Raw genomic sequence first — 21,461 nt, 5'->3', positions numbered from 1 at the left:
ATTTCCGAAACGGCCTGAGTACGGAGCACATGATGACCACGTCGAACGAGAAAATCGTTCAGGCACTGCGGGCCTCCCTCCAGGAGACCGAGCGGCTGCGTCGGCAGAACCGGAAACTGGTGGCGGAATCCCGGGAGCCCATCGCGATCGTCGCGATGAGCTGCCGCTTCCCCGGCGGCGTCACCTCGCCCGAGGAGCTGTGGCGGCTCGTCGAGGAAGGCGGCGACGCCGTCTCCGGATTCCCCGCCGACCGGGGCTGGGACCTGGACGCGCTCTACGACCCCGACCCCGACAACGCGGGCACCTGCTACGTCCGCGAGGGCGGATTCCTCGACGGCGTCGGCGACTTCGACGCCGCGTTCTTCGGGATCTCGCCGCGCGAGGCCCTGATGATGGACCCCCAGCAGCGGCTGCTGCTGGAGACCGCCTGGGAGGCCTTCGAACGGGCGGGCATCGACCCGGCCTCCGTACGCGGCAGCCGCACCGGAGTCTTCGCCGGCACGAACGGCCAGGACTACGCCCGCCTGTCCACCTCCCCCGAGGACTTCGACGGCTACCTCGGCACGGGCAACGCCGCCGCCGTCGTCTCGGGCCGGCTGGCCTACACCTTCGGGCTCGAGGGCCCGGCGGTGACGGTGGACACGGCGTGCTCGTCGTCGCTGGTCGCCCTGCACCTGGCCGCGCAGTCGCTGCGCAAGGGGGAGTGCTCGCTCGCCCTGGTCAGCGGGGTGACGGTGATGTCCACGCCGGGTGCGTTCATGGAGTTCAGCCGCCAGCGCGGGCTGGCCGCCGACGGCCGCTGCAAGCCGTTCGCGGCCGCCGCCGACGGCACCGGATGGGCCGAGGGCGTCGGCATGCTGCTCGTCGAGCGGCTCTCGGACGCCGAGCGCAACGGCCACCGGGTCCTCGCGGTCCTGCGCGGCTCGGCCGTCAACCAGGACGGCGCCTCCAACGGCCTCACCGCCCCCAGCGGTCCGGCCCAGCAGCGGGTGATCCGCCAGGCGCTGGCCGACGCCGGCCTCGGCGCGTCGGACGTCGACGTGGTCGAGGCGCACGGCACCGGCACCGCCCTCGGCGACCCCATCGAGGCCCAGGCGCTGCTGGCGACGTACGGGCAGGACCGGCCGGACGAGCGGCCGCTCCTGCTGGGAGCGCTGAAGTCGAACATCGGGCACACGCAGGCCGCCGCCGGCGTCGCGGGTGTCATCAAGACGGTGCTGGCCATGCGGCACGGCGTCCTGCCCAGGACCCTGCACCTGGACGAGCCCACGCCGCACGTCGACTGGTCGGCCGGCGCGGTCCGGCTGCTGACCGAGGCCACCCCGTGGCCGGCCGGGGAACCGGGCCGGCCGAGGCGGGCGGGCGTGTCGGCGTTCGGCGTGAGCGGTACGAACGCCCACGTCATCCTCGAGCAGGCCCCGGAGCCGTCCGCGACCATGGATCCTGGGGACACCGACGCGGAGAGGACCCGCGCGGAGACGCCCCACGCCACCGCCCGGCCGCTGCCCTGGATCGTCTCCGCGAAGGACGAGGCCGCCCTGCGCGATCAGGCGCGGCGCCTGCTCGCCTACGCCCGGACGCACCCCGAGCTCACACCCGGCGACATCGGCCACTCGCTGCTCACCACGCGCGCCGCGCTGCCGTACCGCGCCGCCACCGTGGGCGCCGGCCGCGACGAACTCCTCGCCGGACTCACCGCCCTGGCCCAGGGAGAGACGGCCGGAAACGCCGTGCGGGGCGTGTCCGCCCGGAGGAGCAAGGTCGCGTTCCTGTTCTCCGGGCAGGGGAGCCAGCGACCGGGCATGGGCCGGGAGCTGTACGCCGCCTTCCCGGTCTTCGCCGACGCCTTCGACGAGGTGTGCGCGTACATGGACACGCATCTCGAGCGTCCGTTACGGGATGTGGTGTTCGGCGAGGACACGGACGGGCTGCTCGACCACACCGGGTTCACTCAGCCGGCGTTGTTCGCTGTCGAGGTGGCGTTGTTCCGGTTGGTGGAGTCGTGGGGTGTCCGGCCGGACTTCCTGGCTGGGCATTCGATCGGTGAGCTGGCCGCCGCGCACGTTGCCGGGGTGCTGTCCCTGGCCGATGCGGCCGTGCTCGTAGTGGCTCGTGGTCGTCTGATGCAGGCGCTTCCCGCCGGTGGCGTGATGGTCGCCGTTCAGGCGTCGGAGGACGAGGTTCTTCCGCTGCTCGTCGGATACGAGGACCGGGTCGGCATCGCCGCCGTCAACGGTCCGCAGGCCGTGGTCCTGTCCGGCGCCGAAGCGGCCGTCACCGAGATCGCCGAACAGCTCGCCGCCCAGGGACGCAGGACGAAGCGGCTCCCGGTCTCGCACGCCTTCCACTCGCCGCTGATGGACCCGATGCTCGCGGAATTCCGGGCCGTCGCCGAGGGCCTGACCTATGCCGCCCCCACGATCCCGGTCGTCTCCGCCCTGACCGGCACCCCGGTCCCGGCCGACGAGCTGCGCGACCCCGCGTACTGGACCCGGCACGTGCGCCGACCGGTCCGCTTCGCGGACGCCGTCCGGTCGCTGGCCGCCGAAGGCGCGACGACCTTCCTCGAGATCGGCCCCGGCGGCGCGCTGACCGCCCTGGCCCAGGACGTCCTCGACGACGAGTCCGCCGTCGCGGTCCCGGCCCTGCGCACCGCCGACCGCCGCCCGGAGGACGCGGCCGTCGTCACCGCCCTCGCCCGGCTCCACGTCCACGGCGTCCCCGTCGACTGGACCGCCCTCTCTTTCGGAGACCACCGCACCGCGCTCGTCGACCTGCCGACGTATGCCTTCCAACGCCGCCGCTACTGGCTGGAGTCCACGGCCTTCGCCCCCGGCAACCCGTCGGCCGCGGCCGGGGACGCCCCGGCCGCGAACCCGGCCGAGGCGGGCTTCTGGGAGGCCGTCGAGAGCGAGGACCTGGCCGCGTTCGCCGACCGCATCGACGTCGAGGACGACGCCCCGCTGAGCTCGGTGCTGCCCGCCCTCTCCTCCTGGCGGCGGAGGAACCGCGAACAGTCGACGGTCGACCGGTGGCGCTACCGCGTCGTCTGGAAGCCGGCCACCGGCCTCGAGGCGCCCGCACTGAGCGGCACCTGGCTCGCGCTCACCCCCGCCTCCCACGCCGACGACCCCTGGGCCGCCGCCGTCGTACGGGCGCTGCGCGACCACGGCGCCGACGTCCACCCGGTCGTCGTCGAGGCCGGCGCCGACCGCGAGACGCTCGCCGCGCACCTGCCCGCCGGTGTCCACGTCGCGGGAGTCCTGTCCCTGCTCGCCCTCGCCGAGCGGCCGCACGGCCGGCACGAGGCGATGACCGAGGGCCTGGCCGCCACGCTGGCCCTGATCCAGGCGCTCGGCGACGCCGGCCTCGACGCCCCCCTGTGGTCCGTCACCCGGCGCGCGGTCTCCACCGGCTCCTCCGACCCCCTGCACAGCGCCCGCCAGGCACAGGTGTGGGCGCTGGGCCGGACCGCGGCCCTCGAACACCCCTCGCGCTGGGGCGGATCCGTCGACCTCCCCGACGAGCTCGACGCCCGCGCCGCCCGCCGCCTGGCGGCCGTCCTCGCCGGCGGCGGCGAGGACCAGCTGGCGGTGCGCGGGTCGGGAGTGTTCGTACGTCGCCTCGCGCGCGCCCCGCAAGGGGCCGTCACGGCGAAGGCGGCGTGGCAGCCGCACGGCACCGTCCTGATCACCGGCGGTACGGGCGCGCTGGGCGGGCACGTGGCCCGCTGGCTCGCCGGGGCCGGCACCGGACGGCCGCACCTGCTGCTGACCAGCCGGCGCGGCCCCGCGGCGGACGGCGCCGACCGGCTCAAGGCGGAGCTCGAGGAGCTCGGCGCCCGCGTCACCATCGAGGCCTGCGACATGGCCGACCGCGACGCCGTGGCCCGGCTGCTGGCGGGCGTACCGGAGGAGGAACCGCTGACCGCGGTGTTCCACGCGGCCGGCGTGGGCACGCCCGAGATGCTCGCCGACACCACGCCCGCACGGTTCGCGGACGTCCTCGCGGCGAAGACCACGGGCGCGGCCCACCTGGACGTACTCCTGGGCGACCGACCGCTGGACGCCTTCGTGATGTTCTCCTCGATCTCCGGCGTCTGGGGCGCCGGCGGGCAGGCGGCCTACGCCGTCGCCAACGCCTCGCTCGACGCCCTGGCCGAACGCCGCCGGGCCCGCGGCCTGACCGGGACGGCCGTGGCCTGGGGCCCCTGGGCCGACGGCGGCATGGTCGAGGACGGCGACGCCGAGGACCGGCTCCGCCGGCGCGGGCTGCCCGCGCTCGCCCCCCGGGCCGCGATCACCGCGCTGCGCGGGGTGATCGACCGCGACGAGACCGCCGTGACCGTCGCCGACGTGGACTGGACCCGTTTCGCGCCGTCCTTCACCCTGCTGCGGCCCAGCCCGCTGCTGGGCCACCTGCCCGAGGTACGGGCCGCCCTGGCCGCCGCCGCCGCTGACGCGGACGGGACCGGCGGGACCGGCGATCAGGTTCCGGCGTTCGTCCGGCGCGTGACCGCGATGAACGACGGCGAACGCCGGCGCGCCCTGCTGGACCTCGTCCGCACCGAAGCGGCAGCCGTGCTCGGCCACACCGGAACCGAAGCCGTCGCCTCCGACCGTGCCTTCCGCGAACTGGGCTTCGACTCGCTCACCGCCGTCGAGCTGCGCGACCGGCTGGCCAGAGCCACCGGCGTCCGGCTGCCCGCCACGCTCGTCTTCGACCACCCGACCCCCGCCGTGCTGGCCGCGCACCTCGCCACCGAACTCGGCACGGGCACGAGCACGGCGGCGAGCGCGCCCGACGCCGCCGTCACGCCCCCGCCCGTCGCGGCCGCCGGCCCCGACGACGAGCCGATCGCGATCGTGGCCATGAGCTGCCGCTACCCCGGCGACGTCCGCACGCCCGAGGACCTGTGGCGGCTCGTGGCCGACGGACGGGACGCCGTCTCCGGCTTCCCCACCGACCGTGGCTGGGACCTCGACGCCCTCTACGACCCCGACCCCGACCGCCCCGGCACCACCTACGCCAAGGACGGCGGCTTCCTCCACGACGTGGGCGACTTCGACCCGGCGTTCTTCGGCATCTCGCCGCGCGAGGCGCTGGCCATGGACCCGCAGCAACGGCTCCTGCTGGAGATCGCCTGGGAGGCGTTCGAACGGGCCGGCATCGACCCGACGTCGGTGCGCGGCAGCGCCACCGGAGTGTTCATCGGCTCCGGTTACCAGGACTACGCGGCCCGGCTGCTGAGCGTGCCGCAGGACCTGGAGGGCTACATCGGCACCGGAAGCTCCGGCAGCGTCGTCTCCGGACGCATCGCCTACTCCTTCGGCCTCGAGGGCCCCACCCTGACCGTCGACACGGCCTGCTCGTCGTCCCTGGTCGCCCTGCACCTCGCCGCGCAGGCCCTGCGACGGGGCGAGTGCTCGATGGCCCTCGCCGGCGGCGTGACCGTCATGTCCAGCCCCAACGCCTTCATCGAGTTCAGCCGCCAGCGCGGTCTCGCCCCCGACGGCCGCTGCAAGCCGTTCGCGGCGGCCGCCGACGGCACGGGCTGGGGCGAGGGCGCGGGCATGCTCCTCGTCGAGCGCCTCTCCGACGCCCGGCGCAACGGGCACAAGGTGCTCGCGGTCATGCGGTCCAGCGCGATCAACCAGGATGGCGCGTCGAACGGTCTGACGGCTCCGAACGGTCCGGCGCAGCAGCGGGTGATCCGGCAGGCGTTGGCCGGTGCGGGTCTGTCGGCTGCGGATGTGGATGTGGTCGAGGCGCACGGTACGGGTACGACGCTGGGTGACCCGATTGAGGCGCAGGCGGTGTTGGCGACGTACGGTCAGGACCGGCCGGAGGGTCGTCCACTCTGGCTGGGGTCGCTGAAGTCGAACATGGGCCACACGCAGGCCGCCGCCGGTGTGGGCGGCATCATCAAGATGGTGCAGGCGATGCGGCACGGTGTGCTGCCGAAGACGCTGCACGTCGATGAGCCGTCGCCGCACGTGGACTGGGCGGCGGGCGAGGTGCGGCTGCTGACCGAGCCCGTGGAGTGGACGACGGACGCCGAGGGGCGTCCGCGCCGGGCCGGCATCTCCTCCTTCGGCGTGAGCGGCACCAACGCCCACGTCATCATCGAGCAGGCGCCACGCACCCCGGACGAGCCCCGGAGTCCGGCCACCGCCCCCGTCGGCTCACGACCGGTCCCGTGGCTGCTCTCCGGAAGCGGCGCGGACGCCCTGCGGGAACAGGCCGAACGGCTGCTCGCCCATGTGACGGCACGGCCGGAGCTCGGACTCGCCGATGTCGCGCTGTCGCTGGCCACCACCCGCGCCGCGCTGGAACACCGCGCGGCCATGGTCGTCACCGACCGGTCGGCAGCGTTGGACGGCCTGCACGCCCTGGCGGCCGGGGAGACGACGGGCACGGAGGCCCGAGGCGTCGCTGCCACGGACGGCAAGGTCGCGTTCCTGTTCTCGGGGCAGGGGAGTCAGCGGGTGGGGATGGGACGGGAGTTGTACGCCACGTTCCCGGCGTTCGCCGATGCCTTCGACGAGGTGTGCGCGTACATGGACGCGCATCTCGAGCGTCCGTTACGGGATGTGGTGTTCGGCGAGGACACGGACGGGCTGCTGAATCAGACCGGTTTCACTCAGCCGGCGTTGTTCGCGGTCGAGGTGGCGTTGTTCCGGCTCCTCGAGTCCTGGGGTGTCCGGCCGGACTTCCTGGCCGGGCATTCGATCGGTGAGCTGGCCGCCGCGCACGTTGCCGGGGTGCTGTCCCTTGCCGACGCAGCCGTGCTCGTAGCGGCTCGTGGTCGTCTGATGCAGGCGCTTCCTGCCGGTGGCGTGATGGTGGCGGTGCAGGCGTCGGAGGACGAGGTCCTTCCACTGCTCACCGGCTACGAGGACCAAGCCGGCATCGCCGCTGTCAACGGTCCGCAGGCCGTGGTCCTGTCCGGCGCCGAAGCGGCCGTCACCGAGCTCGCCGAACAGCTCGCCGCCCAGGGCCGTAGAACCAAGGCCCTGGCCGTCTCGCACGCCTTCCACTCGCCGCTGATGGAGCCGATGCTCGCCGACTTCCGCAAGGTCGCCGAGAGCATCACCCTCTCCGCTCCCGCGCTGCCGATCGTCTCGACGCTCACCGGTCGGCCCGTCCCGGCCGAGGAGTTGTGCGACCCCGAGTACTGGGTGCGGCACGTCCGCCATGCCGTCCGCTTCGCCGACGCCGTCGAGGCGCTGGCCGCCGAAGGTGTGACCGCCTTCCTCGAGATCGGCCCCGGCGGCGTCCTGGCCGCGCTCGCCGACGCCGTCCTCGACGGCCGGGCGGACGCCGTGGTCGCCGCTCTGCGCGCCGACCGCCCCGAGGAGACGGCCCTGATCAGTGCCCTCGCCGGGCTCCACGTCCACGGCGTCCCCGTCGACTGGACCGCCCTCTTCTCCGACCGCGACGACGCCCGCCCCGTCGACCTGCCCACCTACGCCTTCCAGCGCCGACGCTACTGGCTGGACACCGGCCCGGCGGCCGCCGACCTGACGAGCGCCGGCCTGCGGTCCGCCGAACACCCGCTGCTGGGCGCCGCGGTGGCGCTCGCCGAGGGCGAGGGCGCGGTGCTGACCGGGCGGCTGTCGGTCGCGGCCCAGCCGTGGCTGGCCGAGCACGCGGTCATGGGGGCGGTGCTGCTGCCCGGCACCGCCCTCGTCGACCTCGCCCTACGCGCGGCCGACGAGGTGGGCTGCGACCACCTCGAGGAGCTGACCCTGCGGGCCCCGCTCGCGCTGCCCGCCGAGGGCGCGCTGCAGCTGCAGGTCACCGTCGGCGCCGCCGACGACGCCGGGCGCCGCACGGTCCAGGTGTACTCCCGCGCCGACGGCACCGGCCCGGATACCCCCTGGGTGTCGCACGCCACCGGCGTGCTCACATCGGCCCCGGCCCCGGCCACCGCACAACCCGACCTGGCCCAGTGGCCCCCGTCCGGCGCCACCCCGGTGCCCACCGACGGCTACTACGAGCGCCTCGCCGAGCTCGGCTTCGGCTACGGACCCGTGTTCCAGGGCCTGCGCGGCCTGTGGCGTGCCGCCGCCGACGGCGACACGAGCGACGGCGGCGGTACGAGCGACGGCGAGCCCCAGGGCGAGGTGTTCGCCGAGGTCGCGCTGCCCGACGGCACCGACGTCACCGGCTTCGGCGTTCATCCGGCGCTGCTCGACGCGGCGTTGCACGCCGTGGGCCTGGGCGGGCTGCTGTCCGACACCGGTCAGGGACGCGTGCCGTTCTCGTGGAGCGGCGTACACCTGTACGCCACGGGCGCGACCTCGCTCCGCGTCCGGCTGCGCCCGGCCGGGCAGGACGCGGTGTCCCTCCTGGTCGCGGACGCCGCCGGTCGGCCCGTCGCCTCGGTGGACTCCCTGGTCCTGCGCCCCGTGACGGCCGATCGGCTCGGGGCGGGCGCCGACCGGACCGTCGAGCACCAGGACGCGCTGTACCGCCTCGCCTGGCCGGCCGTCCCCTTGCCCGACTCGGCCCCCCGGCCCGCGTGCGTCCTGCTCGGTGCCGCCGAACCCGCCCTCGCCGAGGGCCTCGTAAGCCACCCCGACCTCGGCTCCCTCGCCGCCGCGGCCCCGGACGCCGTGCTCGTACGGTCGGACATCCCCGGCGGCGACACCGCCGAGGACGTGCGTACGGCCACCCGGTACGCCCTCGAGCTGGTGCGGGGGTGGCTGGGGGAGGAGCGGTTCGCCGGGTCTCGACTGGTGCTGCTCACCCGTGGCGCCGTCGCCGCCGTGCCCGGCGAGACCGTGGCCGACCCGGCGCAGGCGGCCCTCTGGGGCCTCCTGCGGTCGGCGCAGACCGAGAACCCGGACCGCTTCGTCCTGCTCGACGTCGACGACGACCCCGCCTCCGCCAGTGCCCTGACGGCCGCGCTGGCGGCCGGCGAGCCCCAACTCGCCCTGCGGCACGGCACCGCGTACGCGCCCCGGCTCGCCCGCCGGACGGCCGAGGACGCCCTGCGCCCCGCCCCCGGCGCCACCGGCTGGCGGCTCACGACCAGCGGCACCGGCACCCTCGACGACCTGGCGCTGACGGAGAACCCCGCCGCCACCGCGCCACTGGGCGAGGGGCAGGTGCGCATCGCCGTGCGCGCCGCCGGGGTCAACTTCCGCGACGCGCTCATCGCCCTCGGCATGTACCCCGGCGCCGCGACGCTCGGCAGCGAGGCCGCGGGTGTCGTGACCGAGACCGGGCCGGGCGTCACCGGCCTCGCGCCCGGCGACCGCGTCATGGGCATGGTCCCCGAGTCGTTCGGCCCGCTGGCCGTCGCCGACCACCGCATGGTGGCGCCGATGCCCCGGGGCTGGACGTTCGCCCAGGCCGCGTCCGTACCCATCGTGTTCCTCACCGCCTACTACGCCCTGGTCGACCTGGCCCGCCTGCGCCCCGGCCAGTCGCTGCTGGTGCACTCGGCCGCCGGCGGCGTCGGCATGGCCGCCACCCAGCTCGCCCGGCACCTGGGCGCCGAGGTCTACGGCACGGCCAGTCCCGGCAAGTGGGCGGCGCTGCGCGCCGACGGGCTGGACGAGAAGCACCTGGCGAACTCGCGCACCCTCGAGTTCGAGCAGGCCTTCCGCGAGGCCACCGGCGGCCGCGGGCTGGACGTCGTGCTCAACTCGCTGGCCGGCGAGTACGTGGACGCCTCGCTGCGCCTGCTGGCCGACGGCGGGCGTTTCCTGGAGATGGGCAAGACCGACGTCCGCGACCCCGCGGGGATCGCCGCGACCCGTCCCGGCGCGTCGTACCAGGCGTTCGACACCATCGAGGCGGGACCGGACCGCATCGGCGCCATGCTGCGCGCGCTCGTCGAGCTCTTCGAGCGCGGCGTGCTACAGCCGCTGCCCCTCACCTGCTGGGACGTCCGCCAGGCACCCGAGGCCCTGCGCCACCTCAGCCAGGCCCGGCACGTCGGCAAGCTCGTCCTCACCGTCCCGGCCGCCCCCGACCCCCAGGGCACCGTGCTCGTCACCGGCGCCACCGGAGCGCTCGGCGGCACCGTGGCCCGCCACCTGGTGGCCGAACACGGCGCACGCCACCTGCTGCTCACGAGCAGGCGCGGCCCGGCCGCCGAGGGCGCGGCCGCGCTGCGCGAGGACCTGCTCGCCCTGGGCGCCGAGACCGTCACCGTGGCCGCCTGCGACGCCGCCGACCGCGACGCGCTCGGCGCGCTGCTGGCGGACATCCCCGAAACCCACCCGCTGACGGCCGTGATCCACGCGGCCGGTGTCCTGGACGACGGCCTGGTCGCCTCCCTCACCCCCGAGCGGCTGGAGACCGTGCTGCGCCCCAAGACGGACACCGCGCTCCATCTGCACGAGCTCACACGGGAGGCGGACCTGTCGGCCTTCGTGCTGTTCTCCTCCGTCGCCGCCACGCTCGGCAGCGCCGGGCAGGGCAACTACGCGGCCGCCAACGCCCATCTGGACGCCCTGGCCGGGCGGCGGCGCGCGGCCGGGCTGCCCGCCGTCTCCCTGGCCTGGGGGCCGTGGGCCGACGGCGGCATGGCCGACGGCCTGGACGAGCGGGGGCGGAGCCGCATGGCCCGCTCCGGCCTGGTCTCCTTCCGCGCGGCGGAGGGCCTGGAGCTCTTCGACGCGGCGCGCCTCGGCGAGCAGGCCGTCGCCGTGCCGGTGCGCTTCGCCTCCCCGGCCACGGCCGGACGGGACGGTGAGGCGGCCGGCGTGCCCGCGATCCTGCGCGGCCTGGTCCGTACGCCGGCGCGGCGCACGGCTGGGGCCGCGGCCGCGCCGGGCGGGGACGCCGACGGCCTGCGCCGGCGCCTCGAGGGACTGCCGGAGACGGAGCGAAGCGGCATCCTGCTGGACCTCGTCCGCGCGAACGTCGCGGCCGTCCTCGGCATCGGCGGCCCGCAGGAGGTCGAACGCAACCGGGAGTTCAAGGCGCTCGGCTTCGACTCGCTGACCTCCGTGGAGCTCCGCAACCGCCTCAACGCCGCCACCGGGCTGCGGCTCCCCGCGACCCTGGTGTTCGACTGCCCCACGCCCATGGCGCTCGCCGAGCGGATCGGCGCGGACCTGGCGCCCGGGGGAGCGGACCCGGCGCTGTCGGCCCTGTCCGTGTTCGGCGAGCTCGACCGGCTGGACGCGGCCCTCGCCGCGGTCGGCGCGGACGACGAGCTCGTACGCTCGCGCGTCCGCACCCGGCTGCAGAGCGTGCTCGCCCGGCTCAGCGCATCGCCCGCGGCCCCGGCGGAGACCACCGGGCCGGACGACGACCCCGACGGCGGCGCCACGTCCGACGAACGCCTGCGGACGGCCACCGTCGACGACATCTTCGACCTCATCGACCAGGAACTCGACGGTGCCTGACCGCCCCGACGGCGCGGCCCTGCCGCTCACCGGAACACGCACGACTTCACGAACTCCTATGGCGGGTGAACGAGACATGCAGAACGAGCAGAACGAGCAGAAGCTGCTCGACTACCTCAAGCGTGTGACGGCCGATCTCAAGCAGACCCGGCGCCGGTTGCACGAAGTCGAGGCCAAGGACCAGGAGCCGATCGCCATCGTGGCGATGAGCTGCCGCTACCCCGGGCGGATCGACAGCCCCGAGGCGCTGTGGCGCCTGGTCGAGGACGGCGCCGACGCCGTCTCCGGCTTCCCCGCCGACCGCGGCTGGGACCTCGAGGGCCTCTACGACCCCGACCCGGGCACCCCCGGCAAGTGCTACACGCGCCACGGCGGATTCCTCCACGACGCCGGCGACTTCGACCCCGGCTTCTTCGGGATGTCCCCGCGCGAGGCCCTCGCCACCGACCCGCAGCAGCGACTGCTGCTCGAGGTCGCCTGGGAGACGTTCGAACGGGCCGGCATCGACCCGTCGTCCGTCAAGGGCTCGCGCACCGGCGTGTTCGTCGGCCTCGCCTACCAGGGCTACGCCGGCGGCAGCGACACCCTCGAGGAGCTCGAGGGCTTCCTGCTGACCGGCACCGCCCCCAGCGTCGCCTCGGGCCGGCTCTCCTACACCTTCGGACTCGAGGGCCCGGCGCTGACCGTGGACACGGCCTGCTCGTCGTCGCTGGTCGCCCTGCACCTGGCGGTGCAGGCGCTGCGGCAGGGCGAGTGCTCGATGGCCCTGGCCGGCGGCGCGGCCGTCATGGCGAGCACCGGCATGTTCACCGAGTTCAGCCGCCAGCGGGGCCTCGCGGCCGACGGCCGCTGCAAGTCCTTCTCCGCCGAAGCCGACGGCACGGGCTGGGGCGAGGGCATCGGCATGCTGCTGGTCGAGCGCCTGTCCGACGCGCGGCGCAACGGCCACCCGGTCCTCGCCGTCGTACGCGGCAGCGCCGTCAACCAGGACGGCGCCTCCAACGGCCTCACCGCCCCCAACGGCCCCGCCCAGCAACGCGTCATCCAGCAGGCCCTGGCCGGAGCCGGCCTCTCGCCGGCGGACGTCGACGTCGTCGAGGCGCACGGCACGGGCACGACGCTGGGCGACCCCATCGAGGCCCAGGCCCTGCTGGCCACGTACGGGCAGGGACGCCCGCAGGAGCAGCCGCTGTGGCTGGGCTCGCTCAAGTCGAACATCGGGCACACGCAGGCGGCGGCCGGCGTCGGCGGCATCATCAAGATGGTCGAGGCGATACGCCACGGCGTACTGCCCAGGACGCTGCACGCCGACGAGCCCTCGCCGCACGTCGACTGGTCGACGGGCACCGTACGCCTGCTGACCGAGAGCGTGCCCTGGCCTGAGACCGGGCACCCACGCCGGGCGGCCGTCTCGTCCTTCGGCGTGAGCGGCACCAACGCCCACACCATCATCGAACAGGCCCCCGCGGCAGGCACCGACCCGGAGCCGGAGCGCGCAGGGGCGGTGCGGGCACCGGTGCCCTGGATCGTCTCGGCCCGCAGCGCGGCGGCCCTGCGTGAGCAGGCGGAACGGCTGCTCACGCACGTCATCGGCCTCTCCGACGACACCGACGTCGAGCCCCTCGACGTCGCCTACTCGCTGGCCACCACCCGCGCGGCCATGGAACACCGCGCGGTCGTCGTCGGCACCGACCCCGGCGAACTCACCGCCGGCCTCCGGGCGCTGGCCGAGGGCACGTCCGCCCCGAACGTGGTGGACGGCGTCGTCGGCAAGGAAGGCAAGCTGGCGTTCCTGTTCTCGGGGCAGGGGAGTCAGCGGGTGGGGATGGGGCGGGAGCTGTATGCCGCGTTCCCGGTGTTCGCTGATGCCTTTGATGCGGTGGGCGCGCACATGGACGCGCATCTCGAGCATCCGCTGCGGGAGGTCGCTTTCGGTGACGATGACGGGCTGCTGAACCAGACCCGTTTCACGCAGCCTGCCTTGTTCGCTGTCGAGGTGGCGTTGTTCCGTCTCCTCGAGTCCTGGGGCGTGCGGCCCGACTTCCTGGCCGGGCATTCGATCGGTGAGCTGGCCGCCGCGCACGTCGCCGGGGTGCTGTCCCTGGCCGACGCCGCCGCGCTCGTAGCGGCTCGCGGTCGTCTGATGCAGGCGCTTCCCACCGGTGGCGTGATGGTCGCCGTTCAGGCGTCGGAGGACGAGGTCCTTCCGCTGCTGGTCGGCTACGAGGACCAGGCGGGGATCGCGGCCGTCAACGGTCCGCAGGCCGTGGTCCTGTCCGGCGCGGAAGCGGCCGTCACCGAGATCGCCGCCAAGCTCGCCGCCCAGGGACGTAAGACCAAGCCCCTGGCCGTCTCGCACGCCTTTCACTCGCCGCTGATGGACCCGATGCTCGCCGACTTCCGGGCCGTGGCGGAAGGCGTCACCTTCTCCGCCCCCGCGCTGCCGATCGTCTCGACGCTCACCGGTCGGCCCGTCCCGGCCGAGGAGTTGTGCGACCCCGAGTACTGGGTACGGCACGTCCGCCAGGCGGTGCGCTTCGCCGACGCCGTCGAGGCGCTGGCGGCCGAAGGTGTGACCGCCTTCCTCGAGATCGGCCCCGGCGGCGTCCTGACCGCGCTCGCCCGGTCGGTCCTCGCCGCCGCCCCGGCCGCGGCCCTTCCCGCCCTGCGCGCCGACCGCCCCGAGGACGTGGCGCTGACCACGGCCCTCGCCGGGCTGCACGTCCATGGTGCGGCCGTGGACTGGCACGCCGTCCTCGCCGGCCGCGGCGCCCGGCGCGTCGACCTGCCCACCTACGCCTTCCAGCGTCGGCCGTACTGGCTGGCGTCCCCCGCGCCCGGCTCCGGCGCCGACGGCACGCGGTACGTGGTCGCCTGGCGGCCGCTCGCCGACGCAGGCCCCCGGCCGCCGACCGCCGAGGGGCTGTGGCTGCTGCTGACCCCGCCGGACGACCGCGCCACGCGGGACGGTTCCGCCCTTCAGGAGGAGCTGACCGGGCGGGGTGCCCACACGCTCAGCCTGAGCGTCGACCCCGCCGAGGACCGTGACACGCTCGCGAACCGCCTGCGCACGGCGGCGGAGCACAAGGCCGACGGCCGGCTTCGTGGCGTCGTCTCCTTCCTCGCACTGGACGACGAGCCCTCGGTCCTCCCCACCCTCACCCTGGTGCAGGCGCTCGGCGACGCCGGCGTCGAGGCGCCCCTGTGGTGCCTGACCCGGGGCGCGGTCGCCACCGGCGAGTCCGACCCGCCGACCGTCCCCGCGCAGGCGGGAGTCTGGGGGCTCGGCCGGGTGGCCGCCCTGGAGCTTCCCCAGCGCTGGGGCGGGCTCGTCGACCTGCCGGAGGACCTCGACGCCCGGGCCCTGGCCCGGGTGGCCGGCGTCCTCACGGGCGGCCACGGCGACGAGGACCAGCTCGCCGTCCGCCCGGCCGGCGTCCTCGGCCGCCGCCTGGCGCACCGGGACAGTGCTCCGGCCGGGCCCGCGTTCTCCCCTCGGGGGACCGTCCTCGTCACGGGCGGCACGGGTGCCCTCGGCGGGCACGTGGCCCGGTGGCTGGCCGCCGAAGGCGCCGAGCGTCTCGTCCTCACCAGCCGTCGCGGCCCCGCCGCCGAGGGCGCGTCGGCACTGCGCGCCGAACTCGAGGAGCTCGGGGCGCGGGTGACGATCCTCCCGTGCGACGTCTCGGACCGGGACGCGGTCGCGGAACTGCTCCAGGGGCTGCCGGACCTGACCGCCGTCTTCCACACCGCCGGCGTCGACACCCCGGGCCCGCTGCCTGGCACCTCACCCGAGGCCTTCGCCGAGGTCGTGGCGGCCAAGGCGGCGGGCGCCGCGCATCTGGACGAGCTGCTGGGCGACCGCCCGCTGGACGCGTTCGTGCTGTTCTCCTCGATCGCCGGCGTCTGGGGCGCGGGCGGCCAGGCCGCCTACTCCAGCGCCAACGCCTGCCTCGACGCCCTCGCCGCCGCCCGCCGCGCCCGGGGGCTCGCGGCGACGGCCGTGGCCTGGGGGCCGTGGGCGGAGGCCGGCATGGCGGGTTCCGCCGAGGTCGCCGACGCCCTGCGCCGCCGCGGCCTGAACCCGATGACCCCGGCGTTCGCGATCTCCTCGCTCGCGGAGGCGCTGGGCCGGGACGAGGCCGCGGTGACCGTCGCCGACGTGGCCTGGGAACGGTTCGCGCCCACCTTCACCATCGGCCGGTCCAGCCCGCTGCTCGCCGACCTGCCCGAGGTCCGGGCCGCCGCGCGGCCCGCGGGCGACCGGCACGACGACGGGGAGGCCTCCGGCGCTGCCGCCGCCCTGTGCCGCACGCTCGCCGGGGCCGACGCCGCCGAACGCGACCGCATGCTGGTGGAGCTCGTACGGACCGAGGCGGCCACCGTGCTGGGGCACAGCGGACCGCAGGCGATCGAGCCGGGCCGGGCGTTCCGCGAGCTGGGCTTCGACTCGCTGACCGCCGTCGAGCTGCGCGACCGGCTCGGGCGGGCCACGGGTCTCCCGCTGGCCACCACCGTCGTCTTCGACTACCCCTCGGCCATCGACCTCGCCGGCCGGCTCCTGGTCGAACTGCTGGGCACCGGCGCGGAGTCCGGTCCTCTCGCGGGCTCCCGCGCCGCCGAGGACGAGCCCATCGCCATCGTGGCGATGAGCTGCCGCTACCCCGGCGACGTACGGTCCCCCGAGGACCTGTGGCGGCTCGTGGCCGAGGGCGCCGACGCGATGACCCCCTTCCCCGGCAACCGGGGCTGGGACCTGGACGCCCTCTACCACCCCGACCCCGACCACCCCGGCACCACGTACGCACGGGCGGGCGGCTTCCTGCACGACCTCCCCGACTTCGACGCCGCCTTCTTCGGCATCTCGCCGCGCGAGGCCTCGGCCATGGACCCGCAGCAGCGGCTGCTGCTGGAGACGTCGTGGGAGGTGTTCGAGCGGGCCGGCATCGACCCGACGGCCGTACGGTCCACGCCCGTCGGCGTGTTCGTCGGCTCCGGCTACCAGGACTACATCCGGCGCAACCTGCAGGTCCCCGACGGCGTCGAGGGCTATCTCGGCACCGGCAACGCCGCCAGCGTCGTCTCCGGCCGCATCGCCTACACCCTCGGGCTCGAGGGCCCGGCCGTCACCGTCGACACGGCGTGCTCGTCGTCGCTGGTCGCCCTGCACCTGGCGGCCCAGGCGCTGCGGCAGGGCGAGTGCGAGATGGCGCTGGCCGGCGGCGTGACGGTCATGTCGAGCTCCGGCGCCTTCGTGGAGTTCAGCCGGCAGCGGGGCCTGGCGGCCGACGGCCGCTGCAAGGCCTTCTCGGCCGGCGCCGACGGCACCGGCTGGAGCGAGGGCGTGGGCATGCTGCTCGTGGAGCGGCTGTCCGACGCCCACCGCAAGGGACACCGGGTCCTCGCGGTCGTGCGCGGCTCGGCCATCAACCAGGACGGCGCCAGCAACGGCCTGACCGCCCCCAACGGCCCCGCCCAGCAGCGCGTCATCCGCCAGGCCCTGGCCAACGCGGGGCTGACGGCCGCGGACGTGGACGCGGTGGAGGCCCACGGCACGGGCACGACGCTGGGCGACCCCATCGAGGCGTCGGCGCTGCTGGCCACGTACGGGCAGGAGCGGCCCGACGGCCGCCCGCTGTGGCTGGGCTCGCTCAAGTCGAACATCGGTCACACCCAGGCGGCGGCCGGTGCGGGAGGCATCATCAAGATGGTGCAGGCCCTGCGGCACCGGACGCTGCCGAGGACGCTGCACGTGGACGAGCCGACCCCGCACGTCGACTGGGCCTCGGGAGCCGTCCGGCTGCTCACCGACCCCGTCGCCTGGGAGGACGCCGGCCGCCCCCGGCGGGCCGGCGTGTCCTCCTTCGGCATGAGCGGCACCAACGCCCACGTCATCATCGAGGAGGCGCCCGAGCCGCCCGCGCCCGCCGAAGGCGACCCCGTGCGGCCGGTGTTCGACCCGGTGGCCGTTCCGCTGCTCCTCTCCGCCCGCACCCCCGCCGCGCTGGAGGAACAGGCGGGCCGGCTCGCGGCGCTGCTGGGCGAGTCCGCCGACGCGCGGCCGCGGGACGTGGCCCACGCCCTCGCCACCACCCGCACGGCCTTCGACGAGCGTGCGGTCGTCGTGGGCGCCGACCGCGACGGGCTGACCGCCGCGCTCGAGGCCCTCGCCTCGGGCGACGCGCACGAGCACCTGGTGCGCGCCACCGCCGCCGGCTCCCGCCGGCCGGTCTTCGTCTTCCCCGGGCAGGGCTCGCAATGGGCCGGGATGGCGGTGGAACTCCTCGACTCCTCGGCGGTGTTCCGCGAGTGGATCACCGCTTGCGGCGAGGCGCTGGCCCCGTACGTGGACTGGTCGCTGGAGGACGTGCTGCGCGGCGAGGCGGGAGCGCCCGGCCTGGAGCGGGTCGACGTGGTCCAGCCGGCGCTGTGGGCGGTGATGGTGTCGCTGGCCGAGCTGTGGCGCGCGTGCGGCGTGCGGCCGGCGGCCGTCGTCGGCCACTCGCAGGGCGAGATCGCGGCGGCCTGCGTGGCCGGCGCGCTGTCGCTCCAGGACGCGGCCCGGGTCGTGGCCCGGCGCAGCGCCCTGGTGTCGCGGCTCGCGGGCCTGGGCGGCATGGCCTCGCTCCCGGAGTCCGAGGCGGACGCCGCCCGGCGGCTCGCGCGCTGGGACGGGCGGCTGAGCCTGGCGGCCGTCAACGGGCCCCGTGCGGTGGTCGTCTCCGGCGACCTCGACGCGCTGGACGAGCTGCTCGCCGAGTGCGCGGCGCAGGGCGTGAAGGCCAAGCGCATCCAGGTGGACTATCCCTCGCACTGCGCCCAGGTCGAGACGGTCCGCGACGCGTTCGCCGAGGCGCTGGGCCCCCTGGCCCCGAAGGTGCCGGCGGTGCCGTTCTGTTCCACGGTGACCGGCGGCCCGTTGGACGTCGCCCCCGACGTGGCGTACTGGTACCGCAACCTGCGCGAGACCGTGCGCTTCGAGGAGGCCACCCGGCACCTGATGGCCGACGGGCACCGGGTCTTCGTGGAGATGAGCCCGCACCCGGTGCTGGTGTACGGCCTGCAGGACACCCTCGACGCCCACGGGGACGGCGACGTCCCCGGTGCCGTCGTCCCGACGCTGCGGCGCGGCGACGGCGGTGTCCCGCGGTTCCTCGCCTCCCTGGGCGAGGCCCACGCGCATGGGGCGCCCGTCGACTGGCGGGCGGTGTTCGCCGGCTGGGACGTCCGCCCCGTGGACGTGCCGACCTACCCCTTCCAGCGGCGGCGTTACTGGCTCGAGGCGCCGGAGGAGACCGCTCCGGCGGCGTCGGTGGTGGACGCCGCCTTCTGGGAGGCGGTCGAGCGCGAGGACCTGCGGGCGCTCGCCGAGGGACTGCACGTCGACGAGGACGTCACCCTGCGGTCGGCGCTGCCCGCGCTGTCCGCCTGGCACCGGCGCCGCCGTGACGAGTCGGCCGCCGACGCCTGGCGCTACCGGATCACCTGGAAGCCCCTGCCCGAGACGGCGCCGCCCGCCGTGCCCGGCACCTGGCTGGCCGTGGTGCCGCGCGACCGTGCGGACGACCCGGCCGTCACGCTCGCCCTGAACTCGCTGACCGCGCACGGCGCCGACGTGGTGCGGCTGACGGTGGACGGCTCCGAGGACCGGCGGGCGCTCGAGGCTCTCGTACGCGAGGCATGCTCCGAACCGGTCGGCGTGCTCTCCCTGCTGGCGCTGGACGACCGCCCGCACACGGACCACCCGGCGCTCGCGCGCGGCCTGGCCCAGTCGCTGCTGCTCATCCAGGCACTCGGCGACGCGGGCGTGGAGGCGCCACTGTGGTGCGTCACGCGGGGCGCGGTGTCGGCCGGCGTGGCAGGCGACGCCCCGCTCGCCGTGCGGCAGGCGCCCGTGTGGGCGCTGGGGCGCGTCGCGGCCCTGGAACACCCCGGGCGCTGGGGCGGCCTGGTGGACCTGCCGGGGACGGTGGGGGCCTCCGACGGGCGCGTCGCCCGGCGCCTGGCCGCCCGGCTCCTCGGTACGGGCGGCGAGGACCAGGTCGCGGTGCGGGACGCCGGAACGTACGCCCGGCGCCTGGTACGCACCCCCGGCGGCTCCGCGTCCGGCGAGCGGCCCTGGCGGCCGCGCGGCACCGTCCTGGTCACCGGCGGCACCGGCCACATCGGCGGTCACGTCGCCCGGCGGCTGGCCGCCGACGGCGCCGAGCACGTGGTGCTGGCCGGCCGCCGCGGCCCCGGGGCCGCGGGCGTCGCCGAACTGCGCGAGGAACTCCAGGCGCTGGGGGCGGGGGTGACGGTCGCCGCCTGCGACCTCGCGGACCGGGACGCGGTGGCCGCGCTCCTGGCCTCCCTCGAGGACCTGCCGCCCCTGACCGCCGTGGTGCACGCCGCCGGCATCGGCACGCCGGCCATGCTCGCCGACACCACCGTCGAGGAGTTCGCCGCCGTGATGGACGCGAAGGCGGCCGGCGCGGCGCATCTGGACGAGCTGCTGGGCGACCGCGCGCTGGACGCCTTCGTCCTCTTCTCCTCGGGAGCCGCCGCCTGGGGCAGCGGTGCCCAGGGCGCCTACGCGGCCGCGAACGCCTTCGTGGACGCCCTCGCCGAGGACCGCCGCGCCCGCGGCCTCGCCGCCACCTCCATCGCCTGGGGCGCCTGGGGCGGAGGCGGCATGGTCGACGCGGCGGCCGGGGAACGCCTGCGGCTGCGCGGCCTGGACCCGATGGGCCCCGACGCCGCGGTGCTCGCCCTGCGCCGCGCGGTCGAACGCGACGAGACGACCGCCGTCGTCGCCGACGTCGACTGGGCGCGCTTCGTGCCCGGCTTCACCATGGCCCGCCCCAGCCCGCTCATCGGCGACCTCCCCGAGGTCGCCCGACTGGCCGCCGAGGAGGAGCCCGCGGAGGGAACCGAACCGCCGCTGGTGCGCCGCCTGGCCGGCCTCCCGGAGGAGGAACACCTGTCGGCGGTCGTGGAGTTCGTCCGCGCCGAGGCGGCCGCCGTCCTCGGCCACCCGGACAAGGACGCGGTGGGGGAGCGGCACGTCTTCCTGGAGCTGGGCTTCGACTCGCTGACCGCCGTCCAGCTGGGCAAGCGCGTCGGCCGGGCCACCGGGCTGAAGCCGCCGAGCACCCTGGTCTTCGACCACCCCACGCCGGCCGCCGTCGCCGCCCACCTGCTCTCGCTGCTCGGCGAACGGCAGGGCAACCAGGAGGCAGGGGGCGCGCCGGCCGAGGAGGACGTCCTCGTCACCCTCTACCGCCGCGCCGCCGCCGTCGGCCGGCTCGCCGAGGGGATCGACATGGTCATGAGCGCCTCGCGGCTGCGGCCGGTCTTCGCGGCCGCCGACGCCGGGGCGCACCTGCCCACGCCCGTGCGGCTGGCGCGCGGCGAGGAGGGCCCGCACCTGGTCTGCTTCGGCCCGTACATGGCGCCGTCCGGTGTGCACCAGTACGCCAGGTTCGCGGCCGCGTTCGCGGGGCGTCGCAGCATCTGGGCGCTGCCCGAGCCCGGCTTCGCGCCGCACGAGGCGCTGCCCGAGGACGTGGCCGCCCTGCTCGAGGTGCACGCCGCCGCGATCGCGGCGAGCGTGGGCGACGAACCGGTCGTGCTGGTCGGCTACTCCTCCGGCGGTTGGGTCGCGCACGCGGTCGCCTGCCACCTCGAGCGGCTGGGCCGGCCGGTCGAGGGCGTGGTGATGCTGGACAGCTTCACCCGCCGGGAAGGCATGGGCGACCGCTTCCAGTCGGCGGTGGCCCAGGAACAGGCGGAGCGCTTCGACTTCGTCTCCTCGCCGGGCACCCAGCTCACCGCCATGGGCGGCTATCTCCGCGTCTTCGACGGCTGGGACGCGCCGACGGCCGCCGCTCCCACGCTCGTCGTCAGGGCGGGGGAGTGGATGGCGGATCAGGCGGCGAGCTCCGACGACCGCCCCGCCGCCCCGGAGCATGCCGATACGGTGACCGAAGTGCCGGGGAACCACTACACGCTGATGGAACGTCATGCCGAGTCGACCGCGGCGGCCGTCGACGAGTGGGTGGCGAAGCTGGGCACCGCGTCCTGAGGAAGGTCGGGACACCTAGCACT

General features: G+C 75.7%; 2 protein-coding genes. Both read left to right on the top strand.

Going from position 1 to position 21,461, the window contains the following annotated elements:
* Window positions 1-32 precede the first annotated feature (32 nt).
* Window positions 33-11,372 carry a type I polyketide synthase gene (locus AB4K12_RS21230; RefSeq protein WP_368435684.1) on the top strand — a complete coding sequence of 3,780 codons (11,340 nt, stop codon included), beginning with the start codon at window positions 33-35 and terminating at the stop codon, window positions 11,370-11,372.
* A gap of 76 nt (window positions 11,373-11,448) precedes the next feature.
* Window positions 11,449-21,438 (top strand): type I polyketide synthase, encoded by a 9,990-nt coding sequence (locus AB4K12_RS21225; protein ID WP_368435683.1) that lies wholly within the window; start codon window positions 11,449-11,451, stop codon window positions 21,436-21,438.
* The last annotated feature ends 23 nt before the right edge of the window (window positions 21,439-21,461 follow it).

This window comes from Streptomyces sp. C36 (assembly GCF_040932295.1).
Lineage (GTDB): Bacteria > Actinomycetota > Actinomycetes > Streptomycetales > Streptomycetaceae > Streptomyces > Streptomyces triculaminicus.
Note: the sequence above shows the minus strand (reverse complement) of the source record. Positions and strands in the feature narration are given on the sequence as shown.